The 19050-nt window shown below is 63.9% G+C and carries 17 protein-coding genes; 10 read left to right on the plus strand and 7 right to left on the minus strand.

Annotated features, from left to right (window positions below; translation table 11 throughout):
- Positions 1-4 precede the first annotated feature (4 nt).
- Positions 5-292: an acyl carrier protein gene (locus N551_RS0126280; RefSeq protein WP_007592476.1), complete on the minus strand. Its 288-nt coding sequence runs from the start codon at positions 290-292 to the stop codon at positions 5-7.
- 234 nt (positions 293-526) lie between these two features.
- Positions 527-868, minus strand: a complete 342-nt coding sequence (locus tag N551_RS39010) for a hypothetical protein (protein WP_027569450.1) — start codon at positions 866-868, stop codon at positions 527-529.
- Positions 869-1137: 269 nt separating this feature from the next.
- Here N551_RS39010 and N551_RS0126290 point away from each other — a divergent pair, with 269 nt between their 5' ends.
- Positions 1138-1761: a ParB-like protein gene (locus tag N551_RS0126290; protein ID WP_027569451.1), complete on the plus strand. Its 624-nt coding sequence runs from the start codon at positions 1138-1140 to the stop codon at positions 1759-1761.
- 59 nt (positions 1762-1820) lie between these two features.
- Positions 1821-2054: a hypothetical protein gene (locus tag N551_RS36275; RefSeq protein WP_035962418.1), complete on the plus strand. Its 234-nt coding sequence runs from the start codon at positions 1821-1823 to the stop codon at positions 2052-2054.
- Between the two features lie 17 nt (positions 2055-2071).
- On the opposite strand, the gene N551_RS0126300 is transcribed toward N551_RS36275, so the two are convergent.
- The 3 genes from N551_RS0126300 to N551_RS0126310 all read right to left on the minus strand — a co-directional run bounded on the left by N551_RS0126300 (position 2072) and on the right by N551_RS0126310 (position 5635).
- Positions 2072-3013, minus strand: a complete 942-nt coding sequence (locus N551_RS0126300; RefSeq protein WP_027569452.1) for a hypothetical protein — start codon at positions 3011-3013, stop codon at positions 2072-2074.
- A 200-nt stretch (positions 3014-3213) separates the two neighbouring features.
- On the minus strand, positions 3214-3792 hold the full coding sequence (locus N551_RS0126305) for a peroxidase-related enzyme (RefSeq protein WP_027569453.1): 579 nt from the start codon (positions 3790-3792) through the stop codon (positions 3214-3216).
- A gap of 103 nt (positions 3793-3895) precedes the next feature.
- The gene (locus tag N551_RS0126310) at positions 3896-5635 is read right to left on the minus strand and encodes an ATP-binding protein (protein WP_027569454.1); all 1740 of its coding nucleotides are present in this window, start codon (positions 5633-5635) and stop codon (positions 3896-3898) included.
- A gap of 434 nt (positions 5636-6069) precedes the next feature.
- On the opposite strand from N551_RS0126310, the gene N551_RS0126315 reads away from it, so the two are divergent.
- Positions 6070-7038: a catechol 2,3-dioxygenase gene (locus N551_RS0126315; protein ID WP_027569455.1), complete on the plus strand. Its 969-nt coding sequence runs from the start codon at positions 6070-6072 to the stop codon at positions 7036-7038.
- Here the strand turns inward: N551_RS0126315 and N551_RS0126320 are convergent.
- Together N551_RS0126320 and N551_RS0126325 are read right to left on the minus strand one after the other, a co-directional pair.
- Positions 7035-10559 carry a molybdopterin cofactor-binding domain-containing protein gene (locus tag N551_RS0126320; protein WP_027569456.1) on the minus strand — a complete coding sequence of 1175 codons (3525 nt, stop codon included), beginning with the start codon at positions 10557-10559 and terminating at the stop codon, positions 7035-7037. The genes N551_RS0126315 and N551_RS0126320 overlap by 4 nt on opposite strands.
- Positions 10559-11041 (minus strand): (2Fe-2S)-binding protein, encoded by a 483-nt coding sequence (locus tag N551_RS0126325; protein ID WP_027569457.1) that lies wholly within the window; start codon positions 11039-11041, stop codon positions 10559-10561. The genes N551_RS0126320 and N551_RS0126325 overlap by 1 nt, the downstream gene beginning before the upstream one ends.
- A gap of 282 nt (positions 11042-11323) precedes the next feature.
- On the opposite strand from N551_RS0126325, the gene N551_RS0126330 reads away from it, so the two are divergent.
- The 7 genes from N551_RS0126330 (at position 11324) to N551_RS0126360 (ending at position 19049) form a co-directional block, all read left to right on the plus strand.
- Entirely contained in the window at positions 11324-12781 is a 1458-nt protein-coding gene (locus N551_RS0126330) for a hypothetical protein (protein ID WP_027569458.1), read from the plus strand.
- The gene (locus N551_RS0126335; RefSeq protein ID WP_027569459.1) at positions 12778-13674 is read left to right on the plus strand and encodes a UPF0280 family protein; all 897 of its coding nucleotides are present in this window, start codon (positions 12778-12780) and stop codon (positions 13672-13674) included. The genes N551_RS0126330 and N551_RS0126335 overlap by 4 nt, the downstream gene beginning before the upstream one ends.
- A 27-nt stretch (positions 13675-13701) precedes the next feature.
- Entirely contained in the window at positions 13702-14286 is a 585-nt protein-coding gene (locus tag N551_RS0126340) for an amino acid synthesis family protein (protein WP_027569460.1), read from the plus strand.
- Positions 14287-14311: 25 nt separating this feature from the next.
- Positions 14312-15514: an ABC transporter substrate-binding protein gene (locus N551_RS0126345; protein ID WP_027569461.1), complete on the plus strand. Its 1203-nt coding sequence runs from the start codon at positions 14312-14314 to the stop codon at positions 15512-15514.
- 156 nt (positions 15515-15670) lie between these two features.
- Positions 15671-17560, plus strand: a complete 1890-nt coding sequence (locus N551_RS0126350; RefSeq protein WP_027569462.1) for an ABC transporter permease — start codon at positions 15671-15673, stop codon at positions 17558-17560.
- Entirely contained in the window at positions 17557-18348 is a 792-nt protein-coding gene (locus tag N551_RS0126355) for an ABC transporter ATP-binding protein (RefSeq protein WP_027569463.1), read from the plus strand. The genes N551_RS0126350 and N551_RS0126355 overlap by 4 nt, the downstream gene beginning before the upstream one ends.
- On the plus strand, positions 18345-19049 hold the full coding sequence (locus N551_RS0126360) for an ABC transporter ATP-binding protein (RefSeq protein ID WP_027569464.1): 705 nt from the start codon (positions 18345-18347) through the stop codon (positions 19047-19049). The genes N551_RS0126355 and N551_RS0126360 overlap by 4 nt, the downstream gene beginning before the upstream one ends.
- The last annotated feature ends 1 nt before the right edge of the window (position 19050 follow it).

Raw genomic sequence — 19050 nt, forward strand, 5'->3', positions numbered from 1 at the left:
GCGCTTAGGCGCTCGCGCCCTTCGCCGCAACCAGTTCGTCGATGCGGGCGCACAGGTTTTTCAGCACGAAATACTGCTCGGTGGTGGCTTTGCCGTCGTTGACCTCTTGGGTCCACTTTTCCAGCGGCAGCTTGATACCGAACTGCTTGTCGATCGCGAACGCGATGTCCAGGAAATCGAGGCTGTCGATGCCGAGGTCATCGATGGCATGGCTATCCGGCGTGATCGTGTCGCGCGGGATGTCGCAGGTTTCAGCGATGATCGTAGCGACCTGATCGAATGTGGAGGACATCACTAAGCCTTTGATATATTGCAGATGTTTGTCAGATTTTCCAGAGTGGAACGGTGGGTGGGCATCGCGCCCCGATGACGCCCTCAACCCCCCTCTGGCCGGGTCGAAAGCCCGTATATCGGAGCGCCGCCCTGAGTTCAATGGAGCCGGCGGGTGTGGGGACAGGGCTGGGGACGCCCCGGCTGAGCCGCTTCGGCCGAAGGACCGTCGGCGGGCCTCGCCAGACGTCTTGCCTTAGATGTGCGGCGTCGTGATCTTGACGCAGTCGCGGCGGCCCATCAGCACGCAATCCTGGGTCCGGCGCAGGTCGGCGATGCTCACCGCGAGCCAGATCCCGATCGCGGTCAGTGCGATGGTGAAGGCCAGCGCCGCGATATTCGCGAGCATGCGATGGCGGAAATCGTCCGGTTCAGTGCGGGGCTGCTTGTAGCGCGACAGGTCGAGCGGCTCGGGCGCGACGCGCAACTGCTGCACGCTAGCGTTGCCGCGGTAGCCCGTCGGGGAAGGCGAGGTGCGCGGCCTGAACTGGAGCACCCGGTGCTCGTCATCCGAGCTTATGGGCCGCTGGGTTGTCATGGTGCAGGGATCACTCCGAAGCAGCGATTTTTAGATAGCATACGTGGTGAACACGTTGCAGAAAATCTTCTCAACGCGCACGTGCATTGCGCGTTCGCACTAACTAGCAGGGTTGCGAACGAAGGACCGCGGAACCGTGGTCGTTCCAGGCCTGCAGAGGGTGCAATGCAATAATCTCCGCCCAGCCGAATGCATTGCCGGCGCAATGCCCATGGCATAGTCCAGGGAACCTGATCACGCAGCTGCAACCATGTGAAGGGCTCTCAACCATGACCAATACGCGCGAACCGAGAGTGCATCCGGTGTCGATCCTGTCGCTGCGGCCGACGCAGATGACGGTCGGGATGCGCGAGGTCAAGGAGAAGCGCAAGCGCTGGCGCGAGCACGACAAGAAAAAGCAGGCCGATCTGCTCGGCAAGCATATGATCCCCGTCGTGCATGGCCCCGACGAGCGCTATTACGTGATTGACCATCATCATCTCGGTCGCGCTCTGCACGACGAGGGCGTCAAGGAGGTGCTGGTCACCATCGTCGGCGACCTCAGGATGGTGGAGCGCGAAGCGTTCTGGGGCGTGATGGACAACAAGCGCTGGGTTTACCCTTACGACGCCAAGGGCGAACGGCGCCCGTTTCGCGATTTGCCGAAATCCGTCGTCGCTCTCAAGGACGATCCCTTCCGGAGCCTTGCCGGCGAGCTGCGCCGCATGGGCGGCTTCGCCAAGGACACCACGCCATTCTCCGAATTCCTGTGGGCCGATTATCTGCGCCGAAAGCTGTCGCGCAAGGCTGTGGACGCCAATTTTGACAAGGCGCTCGAGAAGGCGATGTCCTCAGCCAAGAGCAAGGACGCGATCTATCTGCCCGGCTGGTGCGGTCCGGCTGACGATGATTAGGCGCAACGCTCACGTCAGTACGGCATGCGGCTCCGCAAACCGGATCTGATCACAGCCTCTTGAGCGAAACCATCTTCCGTCCGCACGAAGCGGTGCCGAAACAAAGCCGTGCCATCTGTGGGATTGTCGAGCTCACACAGGAGGCCGAAATGCGCCGTCTGGTTTTCGCCGTTGCCCTGCTCGTGGTCGCTTCAGCCGGGATATCGGCATCGTTTGCCGCAGTACACCATGCCAAGACGTTGACGTTTTCCGAGCGCTTTGCCCCGGCGCTCGAGTTGATGGCGAAGCGCTAGGACAGATCCCCGCCAGTTCAACCAGCAGCGTCGCGATCGATTTTGCGCAGCCGCACAAAGGCGCCCCAGGCCCGCGGATAATCCTTGTCCGTGGGATCGATCGTAAGTAGCGCGCGGCATGCTTCCTTGATCTCCTCAGGCGGAGGACGCTTGGCCGGAACTCCGGACGATTTGGCGTCTTCCCAGCGAGCCTCGACATCTCTTGCAAAAGCCAAGGCCTCGGCGCTCGTCCGCTTCTGCGCCGATTTCGCCAGCGGGTGGTCCGAGGGGAAATTCGGCCATGCGGCCGGCGGCTGGTCGACACGCCACGTCAGTTCATCTGCTTGTCGCGCCTCCACGCCCGAACCTGAATGCTGCGCTGCTGGCGCCCATCCTGCCCCCGCTGAGGCTGCCGAACCCGATGAGCCGGCCGATCTCCGCGGGACCGCCGAACCTGGCGCGACCGCCGCTGTCTGTCCGGCGAGCTGGCCAAGCTGTTGTTCCATCGTTCCGCCGCTGGACTTGGGGATGATTTTTTCGACGGTCTTGATCATCGACAGCGCGCCTGGCGATATCAGCGTGTTCTGGTCGGCAATTTTGTCGTCGGCCGCGCCTGGGCAGGGCTTGTAAGGAGAGCGCTGCGACGTCATCCGGCCGTCGTCGTCGATACGGGCAAAATCGATCGCGACGGTGTAAACGAACGCGGCCTCGACATACTGCCTCTCCTTGTCCATCGCCTTTACGGAGCCGCATACGTATCTTGCCTGGTCTGCATCGATCGTTCGCAGGCCGTTGAAGTGAGCTGAATTCGGCGCAATGAGGACGCGTAAGACGGCAGCCCGCGCCTTTCCATGCTCCGATTCGAACATGCTCCATATCTCGTTCGCGTTGATGATCTCGGGCTGATAATTCCATGCGTACCCGGCCGCGAAGAAAGCCGTGCCGATACAGGTCGCGACAACAAATGCCCGCACGTTCATGAGAAGCCCCTCGACAGGCACGACTCATCCGCGTCTCCGGTGACGGAAACTGCGCAAGTTGTGCCAAAGCGTTTGTGCTAGTTGAGGGTGAGATTCTTAATTAAACGTGTGCGATTGCGAAAACACAGAGTTCCCGTCAGACGGGAACTCGTCCACTGCGTTTGTCGGCTATGCGTTCCTTCCGCGTTCGCGGCAGTCGGTCATTTCTTTGGCAGCCGTCCCATCAGATAGAATTCGTCATTCGGCCGCATGCCGGTGAAGTTCGCCAGCCGGTTCGACAGTGCGAAGAAGGCGGAGATTGCGGCGATGTCCCAGATGTCGTCGTCGCTGAAGCCATGCGGCGCGAGCGCGGTGAAATCGTCCTCGGAAATCCGCTGCGCATCGGCCGAGACCTTCATCGCGAAGTCGAGCATCGCCTTTTGCCGCGGCGTGATGTCGGCCTTGCGGTAGTTCGTGGCGATCTGGTCGGCGATCAGCGGGTTCTTGGCGCGGATACGCAGGATCGCGCCGTGCGCGATCACGCAATACTGGCACTGATTGGCTGCCGAGGTCGCGACCACGATCATCTCGCGCTCGGCCTTGGTGAGGCCGCCGTCCTTCTCCATCAGCGCGTCGTGATAGGCGAAGAAGGCGCGGAACTCGTCCGGGCGGTAGGCCAGCGTCAAGAACACGTTCGGCACGAAGCCGCTCTTCTCCTGCACGGCGAGGAGACGTGTGCGGATGTCGTCAGGGAGCGCATCGAGGGCGGGAGCGGCGAAGCGTTGCGCAGGCTTTGTCATGGGCATGGATTCCGGCTTGGGGCCGGCAACCATAGTCGATGCCGGCGCCATGCTCAACGTGACGCCAGGCTCGCAATGCCGGAGCTGGAAAACGAGCGTTGCTTTACCGCAGCGGCTTCTTCAGCAGCGAGAAGCGGTCCGGATCCAGCCCCATTGACGGTTGCAGCATCGGGGCTTCGACGTTGGAGAGCGTCTTCGCGGGCGGCGCCGAGAACACCGGATCGTTCGGCACGTCGCGCTGCGAGGTGGCACCGCGCCAGCGCTCGAGCACGGCGCCGACGAAATGCATGTCGTGACCGGAGGTGACGGACGGCACGCTGCTGATGGTGGCTTCGCCGCGCGGCAATTGATGCGGCGGCACCTCCTTGAAGCGCAGCCGCGTCGGCAGCGCGACACCTTCGCCGAATGCCAGCACTTCGCGGGTGCCGAGCGAGGGCACGAACGAGAGCAGATTCGCGGCCGCATCCGACACCGCGGCGCGCAGCAGCGCCTGGTCGCGCTCGTTGGCAAGACGCATCGTGAACAGCGTGTTGCACTGGGAGATGATGGTCGCGTCGAGCTCGGCCGGACGCTGGGTGATGAGGCCAAGATAGACGCCGTATTTGCGGCCTTCCTTGGCGATGCGCGACACCGCCTTGCGGGTCGGCCCGAAGCCGACATTGCGATCGGCGGAGGCGTAGCGGTGAGCCTCTTCGCAGACGAACAGCATCGGCGAAACGCCGTCGCTCCACAGGCCGAAGTCGAAGGCCATGCGGCAGAGCACCGAGACGACGGAATCGATGACTTCGGCCGGGAAGCCGGCGAGCTGCATCACCGTCATCGGCTTGCCGTTGGCCGGCAGGCGGAACAGATGGCTGATCACCTCGGCCATGGTGTCACCGCCGACATTGGCGTTGTCGAACATGAAGGCGTAGCGCGGGTCGTTGCGGACCGCCTCGATGCGGGAGATCAGCTTGTGATAGATGATGCGCGAGGAGCGGTTCTCGAGCTTGCCCATGCGCTCGTCGATCAGCGACATCAGATCGACCAGGCGATAGGGCACCGGCGTATCGACGGTGTAGCCGATCTGCTTGGGATCGATGCGCTTCAGGCCAATGCGGTCGGCGTTCTGGTACTGGGTGTAGACGCCCTTGGCGAGGGGAATGACTTCGGCGAGGACGTCGAGCTCCTCGGGCACGCCGGCGCGGCCGCCGAACAGCACGTCGACGATTTCCTCGAAATTGAACAGCCAGAATGGCAGCTTCAAATTGCGCGGGTTGAGCACCAGCGCGCGGTCGCCGAAGCAGCGGCCATATTCGTTGTGCACATCGAGCAGGAAGATGCGCAGGTTCGGGCGTGCCTTGAGGATCTCGTTGAGCAGCAGCGACACGCCGGTCGATTTGCCGACGCCGGTCGATCCCAGCACCGCAAAGTGTTTGGAGAGCATTTCCTCGATGTCGACATAGGCGACGACGGAGCTGTCCTGCTGAAGGAAGCCGACATTGATCTGGTCGGAGCCGGTGGGCGCGTAGATCGTGCGCAGCTCCTGGCTCGTGATCAGGTCGACGGAATCGCCGATGGTCGGATAGTTGGTGACGCCGCGCTGGAATTTGGCCTTGCCGGTGGCGTTGAGAATTTCCCCGAGCAGGTCGACCGAGGCGATGGCGATCAAATTGTCGTTGCTCGAGAGGTTCTCGCAGGACACCTCGGTGATCATGGCGACGATGACCGAGCTGGCGCAGCGGATACTGACGAAGCGGCCGACGGTTGCCCGCACTTCCGAGACCGGCATCCGGCTTTCAGGCAGTAGCCCGACCCGGGCGAGCGATCCGCGAACCGAAATCACGCGTCCAAAGGATGTCACAATGAATGAACCTGGCAAGAGCAACGGGTTGCCCGGACTATGCACGGCCGTCGCTGGACAAACGGTTAAACGGCAGGCGCCGGCGCTTCGTTAAATCCGCGACAATTCGGGTGCGAAGTTTGTTCCCAATGCATATTCCCTGGCAGAAGCGCCCGGAAAATGCTTTTTCCCGGCCGACGGGCCTGGAGCGCTTAAGAGCGACTTTACCATTCGGGCAGTCGGTCCGCGGTTCCGGGACGGGTTGGTCATCCTAGACGGCCCGTCATCCACCCTCGGCGGTCTTGCTTGATTTGTTGACGGGACCTAATCATTTGTACATTGGTACAAATAATCTGGCGGCCTTGTGCCGCCCACCGGCGCGTGAGCGGATTGCCGCCTGCGCCAGATCGCGGGATCCGGTCCAGCGGATCGCAAGCCACGTCTTGGAGGACACCATGCAACCCGAACCAATCCTCGATCTCGCTCATCTCGGCCACATGGAGCTCTTGACGCCAAAGCCGGACGAGAGCCTGAAATTCTTCGTCGATGTGATGGGCATGACCGTCAGCGGGCAAAGGGGCGAGTCGGTCTATTTGCGCGGCTGGGACGATTACGAGCGCTATTCGCTCAAACTGACGGCGTCGAAGACGTCAGGCATGGAGCACATGGCGTTGCGCGCGCGCAGCCAACAGGCGCTGGAGCGCCGCGTCGCAGCGCTGAAGGGGTCCGGCTTTGACATCGGCTGGATCGACGGCGACATGGGGCAGGGGCCGACCTTCCGCTGCCGCGATCCCGATGGACACATCGTCGAGCTCTATTACGAGACCGAATGGTATCAGGCGCCGCCGGAGTTGAAGCCGGCGCTGAAGAACCAGGCGCAGCGCTTTCCCGCGCGTGGCGTCAACGTCCGGCGCCTCGATCATCTGAATTGCCTCGCCACCGACATCAAGGCGAATCGCGAGTTTTTCGAGAATTATCTCGGCTGCCGCCTCACCGAGCAGATCGTGCTCAACGACGGCCGCGAAGCGGCGATGTGGCTGACCATGTCGAACAAGAGCTACGATTTCGCCTATTCGCTCGACCATTCCGGCACGCCCGGCCGCTTCCACCACGTCACCTACGCGCTCGACAGCCGCGAAGAGATTCTGCGCGCTGCCGACATCTTCCTGGAGAACGGCATCCACATCGAGACCGGCCCGCACAAGCACGCGATCCAGCAGACCTTCTTCCTCTACGTCTACGAGCCCGGCGGAAACCGTGTCGAAGTCGCCAATGCCGGCGCGCGCCTCATCCTCGCGCCCGACTGGAAGCCGATCGTGTGGACGGAAGAGGAGCGCAAGAAGGGGCAGGCGTGGGGCCTGAAGACGATCGAATCGTTCCATACGCACGGCACGCCGCCGGTGGACGTGAAGAAGCACGCTTAATGTGCTGAGGTCCGGAGGCGCGTGACTGTCTCGCGCACGCCGGTCCATGCGGGCCTGTCCGGGGCGAACTGCTTGCGCAGGAAGGTGACCAATTCCTCGACCTGCGTATCGCTCATGCTGTTCTTGAATGCCGGCATGTAGCCGAGATCGCTCGACACCGGCTCGGCGATGCCGTGCAGGATGATTTGCACGAGATTGTCCGATGTGGCGCTGTGCAGATTGGTGTTGAGCGCGAGCGAGGGGCGGCTGCCGAACAGCGGCAGGCCGCCGACCTCGTGGCAGACGGCGCAGGCGCCTTGATAGAGTCGCGCGCCGCTGGAGGACGCAATTGTAACTTGCGTCGCGCTTTCGAGACGTGCCGCAAGCGCGTCCGGTGCTTCGGTTGCGGTGTCGTTGAATGAGTTGAGATAGACCGCCATGGCGCGGATGTCCTGGTCGGGCAGGGCTTTGAGATCCCTGACAACAGGCGCCATCGGTCCGGCGGCGACGCCGTGATATCGCGAGTGGCCGGTGCGCAAATAGGCGAACAGCTCGTCCTCGCTCCATGGGATCGGCGCGTGCGAGAGCGAGGTCAGCGGCGGCGCCTCCCAGCCCTCGGCAAAGCCGCCGGCGAGATAGGCGCTACGCTGCTCGGCGCCGAGCGCGTTGCGCGGCGAATGGCAGCCGCTGCAATGGCCGAGACCTTCGACCAGATAAGCGCCGCGATTCCAGACGTCGGATTTGGCGGGATCGGGCTTGAACTCGCGCGTCTGATGGAACAGCGCATTCCATCCGGCAAGTAGCGGACGGAGATTGAACGGGAAGGCGAGCGCATTCGCCGCTGCCGGTGCGCGCACCGGCGGCTGCGCCATCAGGTAAGCATAAAGCGCCTGCATGTCGGCATCGCCAGTCTTCGCAAAGTGCGTGTAGGGGAAGGCGGGATAGAGCTGCCGTCCGTCGCGATGCAGCCCGTCGCGCATCGCGCGCTCGAACGCGGGATAGGACCAGGCGCCGATGCCGGTTTCGACGTCTGGCGTGATGTTGGTCGCGTAGATCGTACCGAACGGCGTCTCCAGGGCGCGGCCACCGGCGTTGAGCGCCCCGCCGATCATGGTGTGGCACTCCGCGCAATTGCCGAGTGCGGCCAGTTGTTGCCCGCGCGCGATCGTCGCCGCGGAATAGACAGATGCATCGGGTCGGGCGATCGGCGCGATGGCGCGGCCAGGCAAAAGCGCCGCACCGATGCCGATTGCCGCGGTGCAGACGGCCGCGATCGTCGCGAAGATGCCGGCGCGTTTGGCGAAGGGATTCTCCCAGATGCGGGATGGTTGTGGCGTAGCGGGAGCGGGCAGCGCCTGCGGCGTGGCCGGCGCGCCGCCGTGCAGCCCCTTCAGGATGCGCTCGGGCGTGAACGGCGGCTCGCGAAAGCGCACGCCGGTAGCATCGAAGATCGCGTTCGCAATCGCAGCCGCGCTCGGGACCGAGGCGGATTCGCCGACGCCGAGCGGCGGCTGGTCCGGCCGCGGCAGCAACAACACGTCGATCTTGGGCACGTCAGGGAACGGGATGATCGGATAGGCGCCCCATTCACGCGCCGCGACTGCGCCGCGCTCGAACGAGACCTCCTCCATCAGCGCGCGGCTGGTGGACTGGATGACGTTGCCATGGATCTGGTGGCGCACACCGTCCGGGTTGATCATCAATCCGGAGTCCTGCCCGGCGACCACGCGCGTCACGCTGACGTCGCCGGTCGACTTGTTCACGGCAACGTCGGTGACCCAGGCCGACCACGCCGCGCCATAGCCGGGGAATTTGCTGTGCACGTACAGCGCATAGGCAAAACCGCGCCCATGCACGATCTCGCCGTCTTTCTCTTGTCGCACCGGCCGCGGCGTCCAGCCCGCGCGCTCGGCGACCGCATGGACGAGATCGACGGCGCGCTGATCCCTAAGGTAACGCAAGCGATATTCGATCGGGTCAACGCCGGCCTCGGTCGCGGCCTCGTCGATATAGGATTCATGCGCAAATGTGTTCGGCAGGGCCGAGACGCCGCGAAACCAGGACGCGCGCACGATCGGCGCCATGTCGTGTGCGACGACGCGCATGTGGTCGTAATCGTAAGGCGGGATCGCGGTCCGGTCGCCCATCTGGAGAACGTCCGGCTTCGGCGATATCCGCCCCGTCAGCAACAGCGCCAACGTCGGCGCGGCATTCGACGGATAGCGCGTGGCAAGATCGTAAGCAGCGACGCCGCCCTCCGCGTTCAGGCCGCCATTGACGTCGATGAGCTGCGCGGCGCCTTTGGGCTCCCAGGCGTGTTCCTGCTCGCGCGTCAGCTGCACGCGCACGGGCCGGCCGACCGCGCGCGAGAGCAACAGCGCGTCCGCCGTGACATCGTCGGCGCAGTTGCGGCCGTAGCAGCCGGCGGCCTCCAACCTGATGACCTCGATCTCGCTCTCGGGACGCTCGATCAGCAGCGCCAGGTCTGCGCGTAGCAGGTGCGGATTTTGCGTGCCCGACCAGACGCGGATGTTGCCGTCCTGGAAGTCGGCAACCGCGCAGGACGGGCCGATCGAGGCATGCATCTGATACGGCCAGACGTAAGTGCGCTGCATCGGCTTGGCCGCGCGGGCAATGGCAGCATCGACGTCGCCCTTGTCGATCAGCGTGCGCGGCGTCGATGGATTGGCGCGCAGCGCGTTCTCGACGTCGGCGAGATCGGTCAGTTCAGGCGTCGGTCGCCAGCTCACCGCAAGCTGCTCCGCCGCGCGGATCGCGTTCTCCTCGCGCTCCGCGACGATTCCGACGAAATCGCCGATGCGCACGACGGCTATGATGCCGGGAATGCCGCGCACCGAGGATTCATCGACCGAAATCAGGCTGGTGCCGACAAACGGGCCGGCGTCGACGCCGGCATAGGGCGGTCGCACCACGCGGCCGTGCAGCATGCCGGGCATACGGATGTCGTGCACGAAGGTCAGCTCACCCGTGGCCTTGGCCGGCAGGTCGACGCGGGGCATCGATTGGCCGACAATGGCGTAATCGCCGACCGGCTTGACGGCGACGCCGTCGGCAAGCTCGAGACGAATGGTCTCTCCGCCGATCAACTCGCCATAGCTGACGCTGCGATTGTCGTGGCCGCGCACGAGGCCGTCTTCGATCCTGAGATCGGCTACCGGCAGTTCCAGGCGCTCGGCCGCACGTGCGATCAGGAAGTGACGCGCCTGCGCGGCGGCTTTGCGCAGGGGAGCGGCGGTGATCTGGATGGTCTCGCTCGCGATCGTCGCGCCCTGGTTCGGCACCACCGCGGTGTCGCCGAGCACGACGACGACGCGGGCAAAGGACACATCCAACTCCTCGGCCACGATCTGGCCCAGCGCCGTGCGGATGCCGGTGCCGAGATCGACATGTCCGTTGTAGGCTGTGACCGAGCCGCTCGCGGTGATGCGGACGAAGGTCTCGGATGTGCACTCGTCCACAGTGCGGACGACGACGAGCGAGCCGGATTGCAGCTCCGCTCCGTTCGGATGCGGGGAGGCCATCAATCACCGGCCTCGGCGAGCTGGCCAGACGCACGCATTACGGCGCGAAGGATTTCGATATGCGTGCCGCAGCGACAGAGATTGTAGCGCAGCGCCGCCAGCGCCTCCTGTTCGGTGGGCCGCGGGTTGATCGCAAGCAGCGCCTTGGTGGTCATGATCATGCCGTTGAGGCAGTAGCCGCATTGCGCGGCCTGCTCGTCGATGAAAGCCTGCTGCACCACATCCGGTTTGTCGCGGGTGCCGAGCCCCTCGAGCGTCACGATGTCGCGGCCGCCGCAGCCGCTGATCGGAATGACGCAGGAGCGCGCCGCCGCGCCATCGATCAGGACAGTGCAGGTGCCGCATTCACCGAGGCCGCAACCGTATTTCGGACCGTTGAGCGCGAGATCGTTGCGCAGCACGTAGAGCAGCGGCGTATCTCGCGCCGCAGTGATCTCGTGGATCCTGCCGTTCACGGTGATGCGGATCGGTGTCTGCGTCATCTCGTTCCCAAGTCGAGTCGTTGAGCGCCGCGGCCAAAGCTTCGCGAAAATTCCAAGTCCGCTCAAAATCTACGTTGCGACGATACCGTTTGTACACAAACGTGCAAGCCGTGCATGCCGCAGTGCAGCGCGAATGCCTTCTTTATGGACAGAGCGGATAGGCAAATGAGGTTTTATGCGGCAGGCGTATGTTTTGCGCCGCACCGCCGCTTGACAGCCATCGGGAGGGCGCGCAACATCGTTCGTGTACAAATGATAACTGCACTGTCGGCTGGCTTTGACATGGTGACTGAACCTACGAGCGCCGCCATCGACAAGATCCGCTGCGATGCGTGTCCGGTGATGTGCTACATCAAGCCGGGCGCGGCGGGCGCCTGCGACCGCTATGCCAATCACGAGGGCAAGCTCGTCCGCGTCGATCCGCATGTGATCCTGGAACGCACCGTGTCGCATGGCGGCAAGCTCGTTCCGTTCAGCCGCACCGAAGATTGGGACGGCAAGATCGTCCACGAGCCTTCCACCTTTGTAACGGCGATCGGCGCGGGGACGACCTATCCCGACTATAAGCCGGCGCCGTTCATCGTCTCGGCGGAGGTCGACGGCGTCGACATGGTGACTGTCGTCACCGAGGGCATCTTCTCCTATTGCGGCATCAAGGTGAAGATCGACACCGACCGCTATCTCGGGCCGGAGACCGCGACCGTCCGCGCACAAGGCGAGGCGGTCGGTCACGTCACCACCAGCGAATACGGTTCGCAGATGCTGTCGCTCGGCGGCGTGCATCATCTGACCGGCGGCTCCAAGAAGGAAGGCCGCGTCACCTGCGACACCCTGATGGACCTCGCAAACTGCAAGGCGGTCGAACTCACCATCGACGGCGGCGCGAGCGTGGTGGTGCAGGCCGGCCAGCCGCCGATCGTCAACGGCATGAAAGAAGAGCGCATGCGCGTCGGCTGCGGCTCGGCGACGATCGGCATGTTCGCCAAGCAATGGCACGGCAAGGTCGACGAGGTCGTCGTGGTCGACGACCATATCACCGGCGTGCTCTCGGAACACCAGGCCGGCAAGCTGCTCGACATCGCCGACACCGGCATCAAGATGAAGGGCCGCCGCTCGACGCCCGGCCGCTATTTCCAGGTCGCCGATCCCGGCACGGGTTGGGGCGGCACCAATATCTCCGATCCGCTGGCAATCCTGGGACCGTTTGACGCCAAGGAAGCCAGGGCCGGCCTCTCCATGCTGATGGTCTCCACGACCGGCGAACATTCGTCCTATTACGTGCTCGACGAAGCCTTGAAGCCGGTCGAGACGGAGATGCCGGATGACCTCAAGTTTTCGGTCGAGCGCATTCAGGAGAATTGCGAGCCGGCGCTGTGTACGGTGCTGTTCATGGCGGGCGCGGGCGGTTCCTTGCGGGCGGGCGTGACCGACAATCCGGTGCGGCTGACGCGCTCGGTCAAGGACGCGCTGACGCGCGTCACCAGTGGCGGCGCACCGGTCTATGTCTGGCCGGGCGGCGGCATTACCTACATGGTCGACGTGACGCAGATGCCGGCGGGCGCATTCGGTTACGTGCCGACGCCCGCGCTGGTCGCGCCGATCGAATTCACGATGAAGCTGTCGGACTATGCGGCGCTCGGCGGGCACATGGATTATGTGAAACCGCTGTCCGAGGTGCAGGGCGGCGACGATGTCCGCCAATTGCCCTGGCAAAACCCGATCCCGGGACCTCGGGCATGACAAGGCTCCCGCAAATCGCGTTGCTGTCTGATGGCCGGCGGCTGCATTTGCAGGATGGACCGATTGATCTGATCGTCGAGGCGAGGGGGCCCACCGACGCAGTGCGCGCGGCCTATGAGGCTGCGGCCGAACGGTTCACCGGACTTCTCGACGAGCTCTGCGCGGAACTGCCAGACCTGCGGACCGCTGTCGAGGAGCGGACCTCGTTGAGAGGCGTTGTGGCGCGTCGCATGCACGCCGCGGTGGCGCCCTATGCCGGTAATTGCTTCATCACGCCGATGGCCGCTGTGGCCGGCAGCGTGGCGGAGGAGGTGTTGGGCGCAATGCTGGACGCTGCGGCGCTCGATCGGGCCTATGTCAACAATGGCGGCGACATTGCCCTGCATCTCGGCGAGGACGAGCATTTTTCGGTCGGCCTGATGGACCGGCCCGATCGCGACGGCGTGATGCGGACAATTAGGGTGGACGCCGATGATCCCGTGCGCGGCATCGCTACCAGCGGAAGGCACGGCCGCAGCTTTTCGCTCGGGATTGCCGATGCGGTGACCGTGTTGGCCGGAACGGCCTCGCAAGCCGATGCCGCCGCGACGATCATTGCGAATGCCGTCGATCTGCCAAGGCATCCCGCCATCATCCGAAGGCCAGCGAACGAACTTCAGCCCGACAGCGATCTCGGCGCGCGGCTCGTGACCCGTGGCGTCAGTGGTTTGTCACAGGATGAGATCACGACCGCACTCGAATCTGGCGCGGAATGTGCACGGCAATTATTCAATCGCGGATTGATCGAGGGTGCCGTGTTGCAGCTTTGTGGTGATATGCTTGTCATCGGGACCAAGGATATTGAACGGCAACGATCGCGTCCGCTTGTACAAGAGAACGCGGTTCATGCCTGAACAGGGAAGCGGCTTGAGGAAACAATCATGAGCGCGATCATCCGCAAGATCGTCACCGTCGTCGAAGAGACGCATATGGAGATGGGCCGCCATGTCTCGCCGCCGACGCGGCGTGCGGCGGCAATCGCCGTGATCGAGAATCCGTTTGCCGGAAAGTATGTCGAGGATCTCTCGCCCCTGATCGCGATTGGCGAGGAGCTCGGCGAGCTGCTCTCGAAGCGCGCGGTGGCGGCGCTCGGCATCGAAGGATCGAAGGCTCAGAGCTATGGCAAGGCCGCGGCCGTCGGCGAGAACGGCGAGCTGGAGCATGCCGCTGCCATCCTTCACCCGAAAATGGGCGCGCCGGTTCGCAAAGTGCTGAGCAAGGGCGCTGCGCTGATCCCGTCGTCGAAGAAGCGCAGTGGACCCGGCACGACTCTGGACATTCCGCTGGGCCACAAGGATGCAGCCTTCGTGCGCAGTCACTTCGACGGCATGGAAGTGCAGATCAACGACGCGCCGCGCGCCAACGAGATCATGGTCGCGGTCGCCGTCACCGACAGCGGCCGTCCGCTGCCGCGCGTCGGCGGGCTGACCATTGCGGAGATCAAGGGCGAAGACGGACTGCGTTAATCTTTTCAGAAAAGTGGAGGTTGGGATGCGAGCAAAGAACTATTTCGCCGGCGCGGCATTTGCGCTGTTGGCGAGCGGCATGGCTCATTCGGCTCTGGCGCAGGACATCAAGATCGGCGAGATCAACAGTTATTCGTTGCTGCCGGCGTTTACCGAGCCCTATCGCAAGGGCTGGCAGCTCGCGGTCGAAGAGATCAACGCGACCGGCGGCATCAACGGCAAGAAGCTTGTCGTGGTCTCCAAGGACGATGGCGGCAAGCCGGCGGATGCACAGACCGCAGCCAACGAGCTGGTGTCGAGCGAGGGCGTGGCGATGCTGACGGGTACGTTCCTGTCGAACATCGGTCTTGCGGTCAGCGACTTCGCCAACCAGAAGAAAGTGTTCTTCCTGGCGGCCGAGCCGCTGACGGACGCCATCACCTGGTCCAAGGGTAACAAGTACACCTTCCGCCTGCGCCCCTCCAATTACATGCAGGCGGCGATGCTGGTGGAAGCAGCCAGCAAGCTGCCGGCAAAGCGCTGGGCGACGATCGCGCCGAACTATGAATACGGCCAATCGGCGGTTGCCGTGTTCAAGAAGCTGATGTCGGAGAAGCGGCCCGACATCCAGTGGGTCGATGAGCAGTGGCCGCCGCAGGGCAAGATCGACGCCGGTCCGGTGGTGCAGGCGGTTGCCGCGGCCAATCCCGAGGCGATCCTCAACGTCACCTTCGGCGCGGATCTCGTCAAGCTCGTGCGTGAAGGCAACACCCGCGGTCTGTTCAAGGGACGCGAGGTCGTCTCGTTCCTCACCGGCGAGCCCGAATATCTCGACCCGCTCAAGGAGGAAACGCCCGAGGGCTGGATCGTCACGGGCTATCCCTGGTACTCGATCAAGACGCCCGAGCACGACGCGTTCCTGAAGGCCTATCAGGCCAAGTACAACGACTATCCGCGCCTCGGCTCGATCGTCGGCTATCAGACCATCAAGTCGGCGGCGGCGATCCTGGCGAAGGCCAATTCGACCGATCCGGAGAAGCTGATCAGCGCGGCGGAGGGACTGTCGATGCCGTCGCCGCTCGGCGAGATCACCTTCCGCAAGATCGATCACCAGTCGACGCTCGGTGCCTATGTCGGCAAGACCGCGCTGAAGGACGGCAAGGGCGTGATGGTGGACTCGTCTTACAAGAAGGGCGCGGACTATCTGCCAAGTGATGCCGAAGTCGAGAAGCTGCGTCCGAAGGATTGATCTCCGCTGCCGTAGGTGGGTTAGCCGAAGGCGTAACCCACCACGGTCTGTACCCGCATAGCCAGAACAGGTGGGTTACGCTGCGCTAACCCACCCTACGAAGCTCTCTCTCCCCGCAAGCGGGGAGAGGTGATGCAACACCAACCCGGACCGCTGATGGCCTTTTACGTCGTACAGTTTCTGACCGGCCTCGCCAGTGCGGCGTCGCTGTTCCTGGTGGCATCGGGCCTGTCGATCATCTTTGGCGTGACGCGGATCGTGAATTTCGCGCACGGCGCCTTCTACATGATCGGTGCCTATATCGCCTTCACGCTCACCGAGCGCCTATCGGGGACGTTGGGCTTCTGGGGCGGGATCGTCATCGCAGCGCTTGCCGTGGCAGTGATCGGCGTCATTGTCGAGATGGTGCTGCTCCGGCGCATCTATCACGCGCCCGAACTGTTCCAGCTGCTTGCGACCTTCGGCCTGACCTTGATGGTCGAGGACCTCGTCGTCCTGATCTGGGGCCCGGACGATCTCGTCGGGCGCCGTGCACCCGGCTTCAAGGGGGCGATCGACTTCTTCGGCCAAAACATCCCGAGCTATGATTTGTTCCTGATCGTGCTCAGCCCGGTCGTGCTCGGCATCCTCTGGCTCTTGTTCCAGCGCACGCGCTGGGGCGTGCTGGTGCGCGCAGCGACGCAAGACCGCGACATGGTCGCAGCGCTCGGCGTCAACCAGAAATGGCTGTTCACGAGCGTGTTTGCGGTCGGTGTTTTCCTCGCCGCTCTAGGCGGTGCGCTCCAGATTCCGCGCGATGCCGTGCATCATGCGATGGATTTGCGTATCATCGTCGAGGTCTTCGTCGTCGTCGTGATCGGAGGCCTCGGCAGCATCATCGGCGCTTTCGTCGCGGCGGTGCTGGTCTCCGAACTCAACGCCTTCGGCATCCTGATCTTTCCAAAAATCTCCATCATCCTGGTCTTCCTGGTGATGGCGGCAGTGCTGATCGTGCGGCCCTGGGGCCTGTTCGGCAGACCCGAGGCCCCCGCGCGCAAGACGCCGGGTCTCACGGTCAATCCTTGGCGACCGCTGACGTCGAACGAGCGGCTGGCCGCGCTTGCAGCGCTCGTCATCGCAGCGACGCTGCCGCTGTTCGCCGGCAACTATGCACTGACCGTCGGCTCGGAGATCGCGATCTCCGTAATCTTCGCCGTCAGCCTGCACTTCCTGATGTCGGTCGGCGGGCTCGCCTCCTTTGGTCACGCCGCCTATTTCGGCCTCGGCGCTTACGGCGTCGCTTTCCTCGCCAAGATGGCGGGACTGCCGATGATCGTCTGCCTGTTGCTCGGGCCGCTGCTCGGCTGCATGGGCGCTGCCGTGTTCGGCTTCTTCGCGGTGCAGCTCTCCGGCGTCTATTTTGCAATGCTGACGCTCGCCTTCGCGCAGATCGTCTGGTCGATCGCGTTCCAGTGGGTGAGCGTCACCGGCGGCGACAACGGCATCCTGGGCGTCTGGCCCGCGAGCTGGGCGGCGAGCCCATCGCATTTCTATTGGTTGTCGCTCGGCGTTGCGGCGCTCGTGACGATCGCGTTGCGGGCCATGGTGTTCTCGCCGTTCGGTTATGCGCTGAGGGCGACGCGCGACTCGCTGCTGCGCAGCGAAGCGGTCGGCATCAACGCCAAGCGCATCCAGTGGACCGCCTTCGTGATCGCGGGCACGACCGCGGGCATCGGCGGCGCGCTGTTCGCCTACCTCAAGGGCAGCGTCTTCCCGGACAATCTCGGCATCTCGCTCTCGGTCGATGCGCTTGTGATGGTGCTGCTCGGCGGCGTCGAGACGGTGTCGGGCGCGGTGATCGGCGCCATCGTCTACAAGGCCTTGAACATCTGGCTGGTCAGCCAGACCGACCTGTCAAAGCTCGTGCTCGGCGGCTTCATCGTTCTGATCGTCGTCGTCTTCCCCAAGGGCATCGTCGGCATGCTGGAGATGCTGGCGCAGCGCCGCAGGAAGGCATCGCCGCCGGGCTCCCCCTTGCTTGCCAAGCCGATCGAGTCCGCCGAATGAGCGTCGCCCCCCCACTTCTCGCGGTCGAAAGCCTGACCAAATCCTACGGCGGCGTCCACGCCGTGCGCGGCGTCTCCTTCTCGTTGCGATCAGGCGAAATCCTGGCGCTGATCGGACCGAACGGCGCGGGCAAGAGCACCTGTTTCGACATGCTCAACGGCCAGAACAAGCCTGATAGCGGCCACGTCCGCCTGCTCGGCGAAGACACAACCGGCAGGAAGCCGCGCGAGATCTGGCGGATGGGCGTGGGCCGCACCTTCCAGATCACCGCGACCTTCGCGACCATGACCGTGCGCGAGAATGTGCAGGTCGCGCTGATCTCGCACGGCAAGCAATTGTACAATCTTTGGGGCTCGGCGCCGAACTTCGACCGCGGCGAAGCCGGGCGACTGCTCGAGCTGGTCGGTATGGGCGGTTACGCGGATCGCCCCTGTGGCGAGCTTGCCTATGGCGATCTCAAGCGGCTCGAGCTCGCCGTCGCGCTCGCCAATCAGCCAAAGCTGCTGCTGATGGACGAGCCGACCGCCGGCATGGCGCCGCGCGAGCGCGTCGATTTGATGCGGCTGACCGCGCAGATCGCCCGGGAAAAATCGATTGGCGTTCTCTTCACCGAGCACGACATGGACGTGGTGTTCGAGCACGCCGATCGCATCATCGTGCTCAACCGCGGCACGTTGATTGCCGAAGGCTCGCCGGCGGAGGTGCGCGGCAATCCGCAGGTGCAGGCGGTCTACCTCGGCGAGGGCCTCCTTTACGAGGCCGGGCATCGCGAGGGAGCATCGGTATGAAGCTCACGGTGCAAGATCTCAATAGTCATTACGGCCCGGCGCATATCCTGTTCGACATCGGCTTCGAGGTCGGCGAGGGGGAAGTCGTGGCGTTGCTCGGCCGCAATGGTGCCGGCAAGTCGACGACGTTCCGCTCGATCGTCGGGCTCGTCGCGCAGCGCTCGGGGCGGATCATGTTCGAAGGCAAGGATGTCTCGGCGCGTCCGACACATGAGATCGTGCGGGATGGGCTTGGTTACGTGCCGGAGGAGCGGCGTATCTTCACCGACCTGACGGTGGAAGAGAATCTCGAGGTCGGCCGTCAGCCGAAGCGCCCGAACGCACCGCACTGGACCCGCGACAAGCTGTTTTCGCTGTTTCCTAATCTCGGCGAGATGAAAAATCGCCCGGGCGGCCGCATGAGCGGCGGCGAGCAGCAGATGCTCACCATCGCGCGCACGCTAATGGGCAATCCGTCGCTGGTGCTGCTGGACGAGCCTTCGGAGGGCCTATCGCCGAAGATCGTGGAGCAGATGGTCGATGCCATCCTGACCATGAAGAAGGAGGGCGTCAGCATCGTCGTCTCCGAGCAGAATCTGCACTTTGCGCGGCTGATCTCCGATCGCGCCTATATCATCGAGCGCGGCCGCATCTGTTTCGGCGGCACCATGGCCGAGCTCGACGCGCGTCCGGATATCCGCGACGCACATCTGTCGTTGTGAA

Source organism: Bradyrhizobium sp. URHA0013, assembly GCF_000518345.1.
Lineage (GTDB): Bacteria > Pseudomonadota > Alphaproteobacteria > Rhizobiales > Xanthobacteraceae > Bradyrhizobium.

Excerpts from the sequence above, each read along its gene's own strand:
- N551_RS0126280 (WP_007592476.1), bottom strand. The coding sequence starts at position 292 with ATGTCCTCCACATTCGATCAGGTCGCTACGATCATCGCTGAAACCTGC.
- N551_RS39010 (WP_027569450.1), bottom strand. The coding sequence starts at position 868 with ATGACAACCCAGCGGCCCATAAGCTCGGATGACGAGCACCGGGTGCTC.
- N551_RS0126290 (WP_027569451.1), top strand. The coding sequence starts at position 1,138 with ATGACCAATACGCGCGAACCGAGAGTGCATCCGGTGTCGATCCTGTCG.
- N551_RS0126300 (WP_027569452.1), bottom strand. The coding sequence starts at position 3,013 with ATGAACGTGCGGGCATTTGTTGTCGCGACCTGTATCGGCACGGCTTTC.
- N551_RS0126305 (WP_027569453.1), bottom strand. The coding sequence starts at position 3,792 with ATGACAAAGCCTGCGCAACGCTTCGCCGCTCCCGCCCTCGATGCGCTC.
- N551_RS0126315 (WP_027569455.1), top strand. The coding sequence starts at position 6,070 with ATGCAACCCGAACCAATCCTCGATCTCGCTCATCTCGGCCACATGGAG.
- N551_RS0126320 (WP_027569456.1), bottom strand. The coding sequence starts at position 10,559 with ATGGCCTCCCCGCATCCGAACGGAGCGGAGCTGCAATCCGGCTCGCTC.
- N551_RS0126325 (WP_027569457.1), bottom strand. The coding sequence starts at position 11,041 with ATGACGCAGACACCGATCCGCATCACCGTGAACGGCAGGATCCACGAG.
- N551_RS0126330 (WP_027569458.1), top strand. The coding sequence starts at position 11,324 with ATGGTGACTGAACCTACGAGCGCCGCCATCGACAAGATCCGCTGCGAT.
- N551_RS0126335 (WP_027569459.1), top strand. The coding sequence starts at position 12,778 with ATGACAAGGCTCCCGCAAATCGCGTTGCTGTCTGATGGCCGGCGGCTG.
- N551_RS0126340 (WP_027569460.1), top strand. The coding sequence starts at position 13,702 with ATGAGCGCGATCATCCGCAAGATCGTCACCGTCGTCGAAGAGACGCAT.
- N551_RS0126345 (WP_027569461.1), top strand. The coding sequence starts at position 14,312 with ATGCGAGCAAAGAACTATTTCGCCGGCGCGGCATTTGCGCTGTTGGCG.
- N551_RS0126350 (WP_027569462.1), top strand. The coding sequence starts at position 15,671 with ATGGCCTTTTACGTCGTACAGTTTCTGACCGGCCTCGCCAGTGCGGCG.
- N551_RS0126355 (WP_027569463.1), top strand. The coding sequence starts at position 17,557 with ATGAGCGTCGCCCCCCCACTTCTCGCGGTCGAAAGCCTGACCAAATCC.
- N551_RS0126360 (WP_027569464.1), top strand. The coding sequence starts at position 18,345 with ATGAAGCTCACGGTGCAAGATCTCAATAGTCATTACGGCCCGGCGCAT.